The following is a 13,642-nucleotide window of genomic DNA, read 5'->3' on the forward strand; positions in this document are numbered from 1 at the left end:
GGTGGGTCGAACAGGGGTGGTACAAGGAAGGGGTTGGGGAGAGCTTGGCGGGGGGGACGCCCTGGCGGGCCCAGTGGCAGACAGGGAGGCTGGGCGGGATCGGAAGCCGATCCCGGCCGGACCGCCTGTCCGCGGATCTCGGCTTGGCTCCGGCGGTCACGGACCTTCGCGAGTGGTTTCCCGGGGGCCAGCGCACCGTCCTCCGCTCGCCGACGCGGCCACCGTTGCGATCGGAATACCGTCCGCTCACGGCACCGGCCGGGGTGAGACAGTGCAGGGCGTTGACGACGCGCGGGCGAGACGGCTCGCTCACCGGAACGTCCCTGCTCGTCCGGGCTAAGCCGTACCTGCTCGGAGCGCGGTAAGGGCGTTCCGAGCAGTCGCATGCCGCGGGCCGCGGGGAGGCCCGTCGACCAGGCCATCGGAAGAGCTGGAGGACGGTGGGGCAGGACCCTGCCGACGTCGCGGTCGCGGACCGGCGGCCCTCCCTCGGACGCGGCCAGCTGCCGACTCGAGCAGCTGGCCGCGGTTCCGGTGCGCTGGAACGAACTCGGCGGCGCGCGAACCGAAGGCGGCGAACCGGCAGCGGGGGGCGGAGGACGAGTTCGTTCTTCCCTCCCTCGGCCGACTGACGGAAGGGAAGAACGGTGGGAAAACCGGAGCGGGCCGACATGGATCCCGCTGACGGCTCCGGCGACGCCGCGGACCGGCAATGCGCCGCGGGCAGGTTTCCGTCCGAGACCTGGCTGCAGGACCGCGTGACAGACCGGGTGGCAGCCTTGCAGCAGCGCGCGAACTCGCTCCGCGGCGCGTTCAGCGACGTGTGCGACGGCGTGCACAGCGCCGCCAAGCTGCCTGCTCCGGAGCTGGCGCAGGACCGGGCGAGCTTCGAATGAAGCGATCGTGAAGTGCTTCCCATGACGATTGCGGCATGACGAAACGGCAGGTGACGTCTGGGTGCATGCCCGCGGCGGACGTCGCCGGCCCGGGCGCGGACTGCTCGTCACGGCCGGGGGAGCAGGGCGGCGCGCTGGTCACGGAGACAAGGGAGAACCGCTGATGAGCTCGGTACGGACGTGGGTGGTCGGCCGGGAAACTGAGTTGTCAGTGCTGGACGCGGCTCTGCGGGGCGGGCATTCGGACCGGCACACGCTTGCGGTCGTCCGCGGGCGGCGGGGCATCGGCAAATCCGCCCTGCTGCGCCAGTCGCGGGAAGCCTGGGAGAGCCAGGGGGTGCCGACGCTGTTCGTGTCGTTCGGCGAACCGCTGCCGGTCTGGGACGAGTTCGGTGCCGGCGCGGTGATTTCGGCGGTCCGCGATCGGGCAGCGGACACGGGGGAGCCCCGGATGGCGGCCGCCGCGGCACGGGTCGAGAAGCTGTACCGCCAGGAGGCTTACGGTTCTCCGCAGGGCCGCTCGATGCTGCTGGTCGAGGTAGCCCGGATGGTGAGTCACGTCGCCGGCGGGACCCGGGCCGCGTTCTTCGCCGACGACGTCGATGCGGTCGGTTCTCCCGCGCTGGCGCTGGCGCCGTTGTGCGGCCCCGGTCATCTGGTCGTGGCGTCCCGCTGCGACGACACCTGCTCGGAGGGGGTGCCCGCGGAACTGGACGAACTCGCCGACGCGGTGGTGCGGCTCGGCGCACTGGCCGAGGACAGCGTCGGCGATCTGCTGGCCAAGATCGCGGGCGGCCGGGTCGACGGAGACCTGGTCAAGGCCGTCCGGACCGCTCTCGGTCCGCTGGCCGGCGACCCGGAAGCACTGTCCGCGACGGCTCGGAGCCTGCTCGACGGTGGTCGGCTGACCACGGTGAACGGCCGTATCTGCCTGGCCGGGGACGGCCCGCTCCTGCTGCCCTCCGCGACCAGGCAGACCGCGTGGATCGAACGCCTGGGGTCGGCCGCCGCGGACCTGATGGTCCTGGCGAGCGGGCCGGCTCCGTTCGGCATGGACGACCTTCCGGCGCTGGCCGAGGTCACCGGCCGGGAAGTGGCGGACTACGGCCGCGCGGCGGACGAGCTGGTGGCAGGGGGCGCGCTCGACTGCGACCCGGCCGGTCGGCTCAGCTGCCCGTCCGCCGCGCTCGGCGGCCGGGTGCGCGCGGACGCCGGAGACCGCACGGCGTGGCTGCACCGGACGTTCGCGGAGGGTCTGCTCGGTCCTACGTCGTCCGTGGTCGACGCGCATGCGCTCGCCGATCACCTCGCGCTCGCCGGACCGGATCTGCCGGTGACGTCCGCGCTCGCGAATTTTCTTGAGGTCCAGGCGAATCGCGTGGCGGCGACCGACCCGGTGCGCGCGGTCGACTGGTATCGCCTCGCTTTGCGCGGACTGGAACCGGAGAACCGGGACGCGGCGTTGTCCCGGCTTGCCGGCCTGCTTCTCGGCGCGGGGCGGTTCGCGGAGATTCTCGACCTGCTGGACGCTGAGGAGCTGACCGCCGAGCTGGCGGCTTCGGCGGCCGTCGCGGCGCTGCACACCGCTCGGCCTCTGCCGGCGGCGATTCCGTCGATCCTGCCCGGCGCCGACGCGACCTGGGCTCGATGGATGGCCGGAACCGGTGTCTCGCACGTGGATCTGCTGCCCTGGGCAGAGAAACTGGGACAGGGCTGGCTGGCCGTTCCGGCCGATGTCGGCGACCTGGTCGAAGCGGCCGAGCGCTGGGACTTGCAGACGTTGTCGACCGCGGTCCTGGGCACCGGGTCGGACGCGGTCCAGCACCCGCCCGCCTTGTACCGGCGGGTGCTGGCCGGCTATGAGACCGGCGACTGGGACGACGCGTTGTCAGCAGCGCGGAGCCTGGAGCTGGCCGGGCAGGCACCGGAGGCGCTGCGGGCGATGTCCCGCCTGCTGGCCGCGGAGATCTGTGCGGTCCAGAACGATCTGCGGCAGGCGGAGGCATGGCTGGGCCGAGGCTCCGAGCAGCCGGAAACCGCGGCGTGGCGGTCCTGGGTCGAATGCGGGATGCGGTGGCGGGCCGGAGAACGGGACACGGCCTTCGAGCTCGGCTGGCGTGGCTACGGCGCGGTGCAGTCGAGCGGCCGGGAGACCGGTCGAGCGGTGTTGCTGGCACGGCTGGCCGCGATCGCGGCCAGCAGCGGCCGGCCCGATCAGGGTGCGGTCGTGCTCGCGGCGGTCGGCGGCGGGCCTTCGGGCGGGGAGAGTTCGGCGCACCGGTTCGCGGCGTTGATGGCGCGCGCGGCGGCGGGCGTGGACACCGTTGCCGCCGCGACGGCCGCCGAACTGGCGCGCCGGCGCGGGCACCTGCCTGATCTGGTCCAGGCGTGCCTGCTGGCGGGGACGCTGGTCGAGGACCCGCGCGAGTGGCTGCACGAGGCGCACGACCTCGTCCGGCGGCTGGGCGCGGTCGCACTCCGCGCGCCGCTGCGCGAGGCGATGCGCCGGCGGGGAGTTGCCGCGCCCCGGCCGAAGGCGCGGGACGGCGTGTTCTCCGAGACCGAGGTCCGGGTGCTGGGCCTCGTCCAGGCGGGGGCGACGAATCGGCAGATCGCCGGGGCGTTGCAGGTGAGCGAGAAGACCGTCGAATACCACCTGTCCCGGCTGTTCGCGAAGACCGGCTGCCGGACTCGGGTCGAGCTGGCCGGGGCGACGGCGACGCGCCGATCGGACCCGATCGGCGCGTGAACGACCTTGGCTGAGGCCGACACACCGGCGTGGTTCGGGGTGTCACGCCCGCGGTTCAGGCATCGGTGTCTTGATCCGCTCGACCCGGCGCAGGTGCGCGAGCGCCGTGCGAAGACACCTGGCGCAAGTTTCCGCGTCTTGCCGTTCGGCGGCGCGCAGCGCGTCCGCTGCGGACTGGAAGCCGGCGAGCAGCTCGGCGAAGTCGTCCTGCGGGGCGGCCGTCACCAGGGCGAGATCGGCGACGTACTGGTCGAGCTGTCGGGCGAGTTCCAGTTGCGGGAGGGTGACTGCGCTGGGAAAGCCGGGCGAGTCGGTGTCGGCGCTTGCTTCTGCACTGTTGAGCAGGTTCACAGGGTTCCCCTCGACGGGCACGATGCTGGTGGCTCGGCACGGTCGAGTCATTGTGGTGACCGGAGCCATCCTGATGCGGGCTCTCGCCGGGGACCGGGGACATCCGTCGGCGATCGCTGCCCGATCGACCCCTGCTGGCCGGTTTCTGCGGCGTTTCCTGGGCGTTGAGCAATCGTGAAGTCGACGTCCCCACGCTAACGGAAGTGGCACGGTCGCTCACGAGGAGGCGCTGTGGAGGTCGTCGAGGTGCTGGCCTGTACCAGCGACGAGGTCAGCGGTGCGGGATTGGAAGCGATACTGCGGGTGGCACCGCAGTTGCGCGTTGTGGACGGGACGTTCGGCGCGGGCCGCGATCCCCGCGTGGTGGTGATGGCTGCGGAACAGGCGGTAAGCAAGGCGACTTTCGCGTACTTGCGCGGTGTGCGGGAGCAAGCGGGCGCCGGAGCGTCGCCGCGGTGCGTGCTCATCGCCGACCAGTTCCGGCACGAGGACCTGATGCCTGCGATCGAGTGCGGGGTGGCGGCCGTCCTGCCGCGTGCGGCAGCGGACGCCACTGGCTTGGTAGGGGCTGTCCTCGCCGTGAGCAAGGGCGCGGCGTTGCTGCCTTCGGATCTGCAGGGCGCGCTGCTCGCCCAGCTCGCCGGAGTGTGCGACGTCCTGCTCGAGGCGCATGATCTGACGCTCTTCGGGCTGGCCGCGAGGGAACGCGAGATTCTCCGGCTGATGGCGAAAGGGTGCGCGACCGGGGAGATCGCGGAGCGGATCAGCTGCTCAGAGGGAACCGTGAAGAACGTTCTGTACGGCCTGATGACGCGGCTGAACCTGAAGTCGCGCGCGCATGCGGTCGCGTATGCCATCCGGGCCGGAATGATCTGAGCGGCGGGGACGGAACACCCGGTCGGCGGGAGGCGGCCGGATTTTGGCACAGCAGGAAGGAAAGATCATGAAACCGGTCCGAGTCGTGGTGCACGCGTCCGATCCGATCACGCATGCGGGCCTAGTGTCCTGTTTGGGACTCCGAAGCGAATTCGCGCTGGTCCCTGGTGACCGCGCGGATCAGACGTCGGTTGACGTCGCGGTCGTGCAGATCGACCGGATGACTCCGCAAGCCGCGGCCCGGTTGCGCGAACTGCATGCGGCCGAGCCCGCGCCGAAGGTGCTGATAGCCGGCGGGTTCAAGAACGAGGACGTCCTCACCGCGGTCGAATGCCGCGTGGTCGCGATGCTGCCGCGTGCGAAAGCAGCCGGCGACCAGCTGGCGGCGACCGTGGCGGCGGCCGCGGCCGGCCGCGGCGCGATGCCGCCTGAGCTGCTCGGCGAACTGCTGAATCAGGTGCAGCGGCTGCAGCGCGAAGTGCTGGCGCCTCTCGGTTTGAACGCGTCCGGGCTCACCAAACGGGAAGTCGACGTGCTGAAGTTGATGGCGGACGGCCGGGACACCGTCGAGATCGCCGAGGTGCTGTGCTATTCCGAGCGGACGGTGAAGAACATCGTCTACGCGATGACGACCCGGCTGAACCTGCGCAACCGGCCGCACGCGGTCGCGTACGCCATGCGGGCCGGCGTGCTCTGACCAGCCTCCCCCAGAGCCGGTTCGCGTTTGAGACACCGTGAAGAAGACCGGGAGAACCTGGACACCGACCTCTTCCGGGTCGCGGGCAGACCCTGCCGGTCCGGGATCGAGGCGATCTGCCGGTCTGCGTCCCGGGCCGGCCGGCAGCGATGCGGGATTGGTCCGGAGGCCGCCGGGCCAATCCCGCACTGCGGTCCGGGACGCGACGGCCCGGTCCCGGGGTTTCCATTCCGATTCTGCGTGGAGGTGCTCGAACCCATGACCGCCATGGCCGTAGCTGAAGGAGCCGCTCCGGGAAGCCGCGCGGCGACGATCGCCGTCGAATTGGCCGAAGCGATCTCTTCCGGGACCGCGCCGCGCCTGACGGCGCTTGCCGGGCCCGCCGGGTGCGGGCGCAGCACGATTCTTGCCGGGCTGCGGGACGCGCTCGCGGATCGCGGAACTCCGCCGGTGCTGCTTGGATGCTCTCCGCACGCACTGGCAGTGCCGCTGTACGCGACATTGTGCGCACTCGCGCCTGACCAGCCAGAACTTGCTCCCAGCTGGCTCCCGGTGCACCGTCCGGGGCGAGTCCACGGTACTGCGGAGGAGATTGTCGCCGGGATCCTCGCCAGCGTTCGCCGGGCGGGTGTCAAGGCGCTGCTGATCGACGACGCGCAATGGTTGGACCCGCATTCGCTGAGTGCGCTCGAACAGTTGGTCCGCGGTGCGGCGCCCGAGCTGACGCTGGTGGTCGCCGCGCAGCTGCCGGTGCGCGACCCGATCCGGGAGACAGTGGCCCGGCTCGCCGCGCTGGGCATGGCTTCGGTGCGCACGGTGCGCCCGGCGGGAGCGGCCGAACTTTCCGAATTGTCGGCAGACCTGCTCCACGCCAAGTGCGAGCCCGAGCTCGTCGCCCACCTCGGAAAGCTGACCGGCGGAAACGCGGCGGCGCTCGTCGGTGCCGTCACGTCCTATTGCCGGGACGGCGCGATCCGGGTCGCCGATCGGCGCGCCTACCTCGCGGAGCGGCTGGACTCGCCGGTGTTGCCCGAGGACCACCCGCTGCTCACCGCGATCCGGCGGATGGGCTCGGAAGCGTGGTCGACTGCGAAGGCAGCTGCCGCTCTCGCGCCGCTCGGTGCGGCGCTGCCGGACCTGCTTGCTGAGCTGTCCGGGCAGTCCGCGGCGGAAGCTGCCCGGGCTCTGCGGTCGTTGACCCGCGCCGGAGTGCTCCGGCGCGGGCGATCCGGATGGCGCTTCCGCGTGCCGCTCGTCGCGACTGCACTGGTCAGCCGGCTGGGGCCGTACGAGCGTCGGCACCTGGCCCAGGCCGCGGTGCGTACGTTGTGGGGCGCTGGCATCGAGCTCGACGAGCCGGACTTCTATGCGGATCAGCTGATCTCGGCCGGCAAACTGGTCGATCCGGAGCGCGCGTGCGCGGAGCTGCTCGCTCTCGCGGAGAGGTCTGCCGCAGCGGACGGTCGCGAACGGTGCTTGCGCGCTGCTGCCAACCTGATGGCCGACGACGGCGGCCGCGCGTCGATTCTGGTGCGGCACGCGGTCGAGTGTTTTCGGCTGGGCGCCTACCAAGAGGGACTGGACAGTGCGGAACGTGTGCTGCTCGCCGAGCAGGCCGGCCTCGGCCAAGCCGAACTGGACGAGTTGGCGCACGTCCTTGCGCTGATCCGGCATGCCCTCGGCCACGGTGTGCGGGACCGGGCCGACGGTGCGGATGCGCCGGGGCACCGGGCGATCGGGAAAGCGACTGACTTGCTGCTCGCCGGACTGTGCGATGCGAGCATCGCACTGCTGGTGCGGACTCGGGCGGAATGGCAGGACAGCCCGTTGTCGGCGAGTCTCGCATGGTCGGTCAGCGCGCAGGCGCACCTGTTGCAGGGCCGCCGGGAGAGTTTCGAGCGGTGCGCCGACGAGGCGGAACGACGACTTCCGCCGGGAGAAGGACAGCGTCAGCTGGACCTGGTCGAGCTGCGGATCGCTCCTCCGCTGCTTGCCGGAGACCGCAACAAGGTCGACAAATTGCTGCTGGCTGCCGGCTGCTCGGCGGAGCTGCTGTCCGCGCCGGTTCGGGCAGTCCTGGCGATGCAGCGCGGCGATGGGAAGACCGGCGAGGAGCTGGCACGGCGTTGCATCGCGCTGGGCCTCGCCCCTGGGAATGACCTCGTGCATGGTGCGATGTATCACTGGCTGACCCTGACCCTGGGCGCCCGAGGCCAGCTTGGCTATGCACGTCAGCTGCTGGACGGAGCGCGCGCGACGATGACTCAGCTGCCGCACCTGCTGGACGGAGCGGAGGCCGGGATCGCCCAGCTGGTCGGTGACTGGGACGCGGCAAGGGCGTTCCTTCGCCGCGGCTTGGACTATGCGGAGCAACGCGGCATCGTGCTGGGCGTCGAACGGTTGTGGGCGCAGCTCGCGGAAGTGGAAACGCATGTCGGCGGCAGCGGCTCGGCGGACCATGCATTGGCGCGAGCCGCGAGGGGCGTCGCGCTCAGCAAGTCCGGTGGAGCCACGCTGCGCTCGCTGATCGCCCAAGCGATCGTCGAACACGACCAGGAGAAGGCGAATGCTGCGCTGCACCTCGCCCGCGAGCGGGACAATCCGCTGGAGCTGGCCGGTGCCGTGGTGCGGCTCGCTGCTGCGGGCTTGGGGGATGCCAGCCCGCTGAGCCGGCTGTACGAGACGTTGGAATCGCTGGACGTGCCGCTGTACCGGGCGTGGCTGCGCACCGTGATGCGAACGCGCGGCGAGTTGGTGCGCGGCCGGGCGCAGGCGTTGGCGGAGAACGAGAAACTGATCGCCACGCTGGTGGCGGAAGGTCTCAGCAACCGCCAGCTCTCGCTGGTCCTGCAGACCAGCGAGAAGAGTGTCGAGAGCCGTCTCGGCCGCTTGTTCGCGCGCACCGGGTGTCAATCGCGGGTCGAGCTGGCGACGGCTGTGCGGGCGGGCGAGTTTCAGCGCTAATAGTGGGCGGTAGAGCCTTTGTGAAGTCGCGAAGGCGAGCATTGGACAGGTCGGACGAACAGTCCGTAAGCGCCAGCTCCCTCGGCCAGGGGTCGTCCGAGCCCGACGCTTCGGCAGTAGCAGCTGAAGGGCGTGAGGACAATGACGAAGGTACGGGAACAGAAGCCCAGTCACCCGGTTTCGCAGAGTGCCGCTTGGGATGCGGTGCTCGCGGGCTATCGGATGACGGCGGCGGCCGCTTTGCTCGAGCACCAGACGTGCGAGGACGGGCGCTGTTCGTCGTGCGGCCAGCCGATGCCGTGCCCGTCGGCCTGCAACGCGGAGCTGATCCTGGAGCTGTGACTTGCCGCCGGACGGGCGTAGAGCTGTTGTGAAGGCGTCCGGCAGATCCTTCTCTCCGGTCATGTCACCAGCCAGAGGACTTGTCATGGAACGCTTCACCACCCCGCGGGTCCGAGTCGTGGTCGACGCGGCGGACTCGCTCAGTCGGGCAGGTCTCGCGAGTTTCCTGCACGGGGACGATGCACTGGTCGTCGTCCCCGCGCGGGAGTACGAAAGCGCGGACGTCATCGTGCTCGCGGCCGACTGCCTCACGCCGCAGGTGGTCGCGTTGCTGCGGCAGATCTCGCGGGACGGGGCGTTGCCGGTCGTGCTGGTGGTCGACGAGATCGCCCATGCCGATCTTCGGACGGCGGCGGAATTTCGGGTGGTCGCGGTCGTGCCCCGGTCGAGCGCTAATTCCGACCGGCTGCGGTCGAGCGTCCGGGCGGCGGCGGCCGGGGCGGGCGGTTCCGGCGCGGAGCTGGTGCGAGAGCTCGCCGACGGTCTGGAGCAGTCGAGGGCGGAGGCTGCCGGTCCGGCCGCTCTCGGGCTCGACGAGCGGGAACGGGAGGTGCTCCGCCTGATGGCGGAGGGACTGGACACCGCGGAGATCGGGGCGGAGCTGTGCTACGCGGAACGCACGATCAAGAACATCGTCTACGGCATCACCGGCCGGCTGGACTTGCGCAACCGTACGCATGCGGTAGCCGAAGCACTGCGATCCGGAGTGATTTAGATCACATTGATTTTCGGGTATGCGACTGCTGGCCCGCCCCTGCTTATTTGAGACAATTTCAGGTCCTCCTCGGTGTCCACCGTTGTCATTGAAATTGGGAACAGGCGAATGACTGCGGGCGGCAATTCGTGTGATGTTTTGACCGGAAGCGAGGCTAACCGGTTGTAAACTCGAAGCTGCCGTCGGCTCCCGTCGGAGAATCAAGATTGGGCAGTTAGCCGCGCTGTCTTTTACGATTCGCGCGTGAACGATGCCGCACGTGTTCCCGACCGTTCCAGCAGCGTGTGGCTTGCCGCCAGACGTGTTCCGGGCGTGCCTGCCCGCGCCCCGGGGGTGCGATGATGCCCGCCGACCAGTCCGGCTTGCGCGTCGAACTGCTCGGGCCGGTGCGCGCCCGGCTCGACGGCCACGAGGTCGATCTCGGGCCGGCGCAGCGGAGGACCCTGTTCGCGATGCTCGCCCTGCGGGCCGGCGAAGTGGTGTCGCGCGAGGAACTCGTCGACGGGCTGTGGGGAGAAACCCCGCCGGCCAAGGCCGTCGGCATTATTTACACCCACATCTCCGGTCTCCGGCGGGTCGTCGAACCCTCCGGGACGAGCGGCGCGGCGGACGCTTCGGTACTGCTCTCCCCGGGCGGCGGCTACCTGCTCCAAGCCGAGCCCGACGGCCTGGACGACCGCGAATTCCTGCGGCTGTGCGCCACCGCGCAGAGCCTCCGGGACAACGGCCAGATCGAGGCCGCCGTCCGGACAGTCGATGGCGCGCTGGCGCTGTGGCGCGGTCCGGCGCTCACCGGGGTCGCCGGGCCGTTCCTCGAACCGCACCGGGCCCGGCTGGACGAAGCGGGCCGGTCCGCTCGGGAGCGGCGCGCGGAACTGCTGCTCCTGTTGGGACGGAACGACGAGGCGATGGCCGGGATGGCGGACTTCGTCGCCGAACATCCGCTGCGGGAAGGGGCGCGGGCGCTGCTGATGACCGCGTTGTACCGCAGCGGCCGGCCAGACGACGCGATGGCGGTCTACCGGGAGGCGGAACGGGCGCTGGACGAGGACCTCGGGCTGGCCCCGGCCGCGGCGTTGCGGCAGATCGCCGAAAAGATCAGCCGGAACGAGCCGGTGACCGCTGCGGACCTGCGGATCGGTTCCCCGCAGATAGTCGGACCGGCTGCCGGGGACGCGATCGTGCTGCCGGGTCATCCGGAACCCGCCCGTCCCGCGGCTTTCGTCGGCAGGCAGCGCGAACTCCGCATGCTGCGTTCGTTGCTGGCCGGGCTGCCGCACGACCGCGGCGGCTGTGCGTGGGTCGAGGGCGAACCGGGTTCCGGGCGGACCGCGTTGGCGTCCGAGATTCTCGCTTCGGCGCGCGCCGCGGGCCACCGGACCGTCTGGCTGACCGGCAGCTCGCTGGTCGGTCCGGAACCGGACGGCGACCAGCCGGAAACTCCCCAGTTCTCCGAAGCCGACGGGATCGTGCGCCCGATCGCCCGGCAGTGCGCCGAAGCCCCGCTGGCGGTAGTGATCGACGATGTCGACGAGGCCGGCCCGGCTGGTCGGCTGGTCTGGCAGCAGCTCGCCCGCCTCACCGTACGTCGGCCGCTGTTGCTCGTCGGGACGTCGCGGGCCGGTTCCGTTGATCAGGAGATCATCGGGATGCGCAGGGCGATCACGGCTGTGGGCGGGCGAGTCCTGGAGCTCGGTCCGCTCGGCCGGGACGAGGTTCTCGAACTCGTCGCGGCGCGCGCGGACGCCAGTCCTGGGCCGGCTCTCGCGGGCTTGGCCGGGGCGGCTGCGGGCAATCCGCGGGATGTGCAGGAATTGCTGGACGCCGTCGTGACGGCCGGGGCACTGGAACTCGAGGACGAGGTGGCGCAGCTACCGCCGAGCGCCGAGGCGCGGCTGGCGGATGTCGTCGCCCGGATCGCCGACCGGCGTCTTTCCCTGGTCTCGGACGAGACCAGGGAAATGCTGCGCGCGGCGGCTTTGTTCACCGACGATTTCGAGCTGGCCGATCTCGCGTGCATCGTCGGGGTGCCGGCCTCGGACCTGGTCGGCCGCACGGCCGAAGCGACCGCCGCCCGAATCCTGGTGGACACCGCGCGCGGTCTCGGTTTTCGCGACGTCGCCTTGCGTGAGGTGCTGCTCGGGGACATCTCCGAGGCAGAGCGGAGCACCCGGCACCGAGCGGCGGCGGCCGCACTCGCGAAGTCGGGCGCGTCAGTCCTGTTGGTGGCGGCGCAGCTGCTCGCCGTGTCAGCGGATTTCGACGAATGGGTGGCGCGGTGGCTGCTGGCCCACGTCGACGCGGTCGCAGCGCAGGATCCGATCGCTGCTGCGGACTTGCTCGAACGCGCTTCGGCCGGCGCACCGGTCGCCGGGAATGTCCGCGACGCTCTCCGAGTGCTGCGCGTCCGGTGGATGTTCCGCGTCGGGCGGCATCCGATCGACGACGCTCGCGCCGCGTTGGAAGCGGCGGTCGATGCGGGCGAGGCGGCGGCATTGAGCTGGATCCTCGCGCATTTGACCTATCGGACCGGCGACGTCGACCAGGCGATCGACATCCTCCGCGCGGTCGAAGAATCCCGGACTGCGCCGCAGCTGTGGCAGATCCGCTGCCGCGGGCTGCGGGCGCAGTTCGAGCGGACCGGCTTGGAAGATCTCGAGCGCGCGGAAGCGACTGCCCGCTCGGTGCTGGCCGAAGCGACGAGCACCTTCGACCGCACCGAGATGGCGCATTCCCGGCAGGAGCTCTGGTACGCCGAAACGGTCCGCCGCAATCACTTGGCGGCGTTCGAGCACATCGACCGGGCTCTGGCCGAGGCCACCCCGATCGGCCATTTGAACCGGCAGACGCTCGACCTGCTGGACAACCGCGCGACGACGCTGCAAAGCCTCAACCGGCTGCCGGAGGCGACCCAGACCCTCGACCGGATGCGCGATCTGGCCGGCCGGGTGCGGCCCCGGTCGGGCCGGGTGCACGTGGTCACCGCTGTCCATCTGTATTGGCTCGGCCGCTGGGACGAGGCGGTCGCCGAACTCGGCCTGGTCGACGAAAAGGAGTTCGTCGCCGGGCCCGCGGACCTTCGGCTGCAAGCGCCGCTGCTGGAACACGGAGTGGCGGCGCTGATCGCCGCGCGCCGAGGCGAATGGGGGACGGTTCGGGAGCGGCTGGCCCAGGCAGACGACTTGCCGTTGCGGACGCGCGGCTTCCAGGAGAACAGCGACCTGCTGGTGATGGCCCGGGCTTTCGACGCAGCCCGACGGGGCGGGCCGGCGGCGGGCGTGGCCGCGATGGACGTATTGCTCGATTTCGAGTACGGGAACATGACCATGCGCTACCTGTGGATGCCGGCGTTGATCCGGTTCGCCCAGGCTGCTGACGACCAGAACACTGTCCGGAGCGCGCTGAGTGTCTGCGATGCCGAGGCAGCCCGCGAGATTCCGCAGGCGCGCGCGGCCACCGCGCTGGGTTGGTGCACGGCGTTGGCAGGCCACGATCCGGAAGGGATGCTCAAGGTGGTCCGGCAGCTCGGCGAGGCAGGCCGGCACGTGGAGATGGCCGAAGCGCTCGCGGACGCGGCTGTGCTCCTGGCGCAGCGCGGACGGCCGGACGAGGCTGGGGGCGTCTGCAACGACGCCTTGACGATCTTCAGCGGATTGCGGGCGGCGGCCGACAGCGCCGCACTGCTGTCGCGGATGGCCGCGGCTGGGGCACCGCGTTCCGACGTGGCGGCCGGCCAGCCGAATCTGCTCGGCTGGCAGCTGTTGTCGGAGGTGGAACGAAAAGCCGCGAGCCTGGTCGCCGCCGGGGCCTCGAATACGGAGGTCGCGACGCGGCTGGGCCTGGCCCGGCGGACCGTGCACTACCACCTCTCGTCCGCTCTGCAGAAGCTCGGTTTCGAGACCCGGGCCGAACTCGCGGAGAAGGTGTCCGGAGCGATGTCCGAGGCGGTATCGCTGGCGGTGGCAGAGGTCAGTGAACGGCGCTCGTGAACCGGCCGCACGGCCGCGTGGTTACACTCCGGGAACTTTGTCGGGCTGGGTGGCAGAGCGAGG

General features: G+C 70.9%; 10 protein-coding genes. 9 read left to right on the top strand and 1 reads right to left on the bottom strand.

Annotated features, from left to right (window positions below; genetic code table 11):
• The first annotated feature begins 647 nt into the window (after nt 1-647).
• Genes ACZ7SW_RS35910 through ACZ7SW_RS35920 form a run of 3 tightly spaced genes read left to right on the top strand, consistent with a single transcriptional unit; the run spans nt 648 to nt 3,645 of the window.
• Entirely contained in the window at nt 648-896 is a 249-nt protein-coding gene (locus tag ACZ7SW_RS35910; protein WP_470234814.1) for a hypothetical protein, read from the top strand.
• 35 nt (nt 897-931) lie between these two features.
• Nucleotides 932-1,060, top strand: a complete 129-nt coding sequence (locus ACZ7SW_RS35915; RefSeq protein ID WP_470234815.1) for a hypothetical protein — start codon at nt 932-934, stop codon at nt 1,058-1,060.
• Complete coding sequence (locus tag ACZ7SW_RS35920) at nt 1,060-3,645, top strand: helix-turn-helix transcriptional regulator (RefSeq protein ID WP_470234816.1); 2,586 nt, start codon at nt 1,060-1,062, stop codon at nt 3,643-3,645. Before ACZ7SW_RS35915 ends, ACZ7SW_RS35920 begins: the two co-directional genes overlap by 1 nt.
• 42 nt (nt 3,646-3,687) lie before the next feature.
• On the opposite strand, the gene ACZ7SW_RS35925 is transcribed toward ACZ7SW_RS35920, so the two are convergent.
• Nucleotides 3,688-3,996: a hypothetical protein gene (locus ACZ7SW_RS35925; protein WP_470234817.1), complete on the bottom strand. Its 309-nt coding sequence runs from the start codon at nt 3,994-3,996 to the stop codon at nt 3,688-3,690.
• 231 nt (nt 3,997-4,227) lie between these two features.
• On the opposite strand from ACZ7SW_RS35925, the gene ACZ7SW_RS35930 reads away from it, so the two are divergent.
• From ACZ7SW_RS35930 to ACZ7SW_RS35955, 6 genes are all read left to right on the top strand, one after another.
• Nucleotides 4,228-4,872 (top strand): helix-turn-helix transcriptional regulator, encoded by a 645-nt coding sequence (locus ACZ7SW_RS35930; RefSeq protein ID WP_470234818.1) that lies wholly within the window; start codon nt 4,228-4,230, stop codon nt 4,870-4,872.
• Between the two features lie 67 nt (nt 4,873-4,939).
• Entirely contained in the window at nt 4,940-5,569 is a 630-nt protein-coding gene (locus ACZ7SW_RS35935; RefSeq protein ID WP_470234819.1) for a helix-turn-helix transcriptional regulator, read from the top strand.
• 258 nt (nt 5,570-5,827) lie between these two features.
• On the top strand, nt 5,828-8,533 hold the full coding sequence (locus tag ACZ7SW_RS35940; protein WP_470234820.1) for an AAA family ATPase: 2,706 nt from the start codon (nt 5,828-5,830) through the stop codon (nt 8,531-8,533).
• A 141-nt stretch (nt 8,534-8,674) separates the two neighbouring features.
• Entirely contained in the window at nt 8,675-8,875 is a 201-nt protein-coding gene (locus tag ACZ7SW_RS35945) for a hypothetical protein (RefSeq protein ID WP_470234821.1), read from the top strand.
• Nucleotides 8,876-8,960: 85 nt separating this feature from the next.
• A complete protein-coding gene (locus tag ACZ7SW_RS35950; RefSeq protein ID WP_470234822.1) occupies nt 8,961-9,590 on the top strand; it encodes a helix-turn-helix transcriptional regulator in 630 nt (209 codons plus the stop codon).
• A 341-nt stretch (nt 9,591-9,931) separates the two neighbouring features.
• Nucleotides 9,932-13,579, top strand: a complete 3,648-nt coding sequence (locus tag ACZ7SW_RS35955; RefSeq protein WP_470234823.1) for a BTAD domain-containing putative transcriptional regulator — start codon at nt 9,932-9,934, stop codon at nt 13,577-13,579.
• The last annotated feature ends 63 nt before the right edge of the window (nt 13,580-13,642 follow it).

It is taken from the genome of Amycolatopsis sp. NPDC114484 (genome assembly GCF_055633755.1).

Bases quoted from the DNA above. Each gene is read 5' to 3' on its own strand.
- ACZ7SW_RS35915 (WP_470234815.1), top strand. From the start codon at position 932: ATGACGAAACGGCAGGTGACGTCTGGGTGCATGCCCGCGGCGGACGTC.
- ACZ7SW_RS35920 (WP_470234816.1), top strand. From the start codon at position 1,060: ATGAGCTCGGTACGGACGTGGGTGGTCGGCCGGGAAACTGAGTTGTCA.
- ACZ7SW_RS35935 (WP_470234819.1), top strand. From the start codon at position 4,940: ATGAAACCGGTCCGAGTCGTGGTGCACGCGTCCGATCCGATCACGCAT.
- ACZ7SW_RS35940 (WP_470234820.1), top strand. From the start codon at position 5,828: ATGACCGCCATGGCCGTAGCTGAAGGAGCCGCTCCGGGAAGCCGCGCG.
- ACZ7SW_RS35945 (WP_470234821.1), top strand. From the start codon at position 8,675: ATGACGAAGGTACGGGAACAGAAGCCCAGTCACCCGGTTTCGCAGAGT.
- ACZ7SW_RS35950 (WP_470234822.1), top strand. From the start codon at position 8,961: ATGGAACGCTTCACCACCCCGCGGGTCCGAGTCGTGGTCGACGCGGCG.
- ACZ7SW_RS35955 (WP_470234823.1), top strand. From the start codon at position 9,932: ATGCCCGCCGACCAGTCCGGCTTGCGCGTCGAACTGCTCGGGCCGGTG.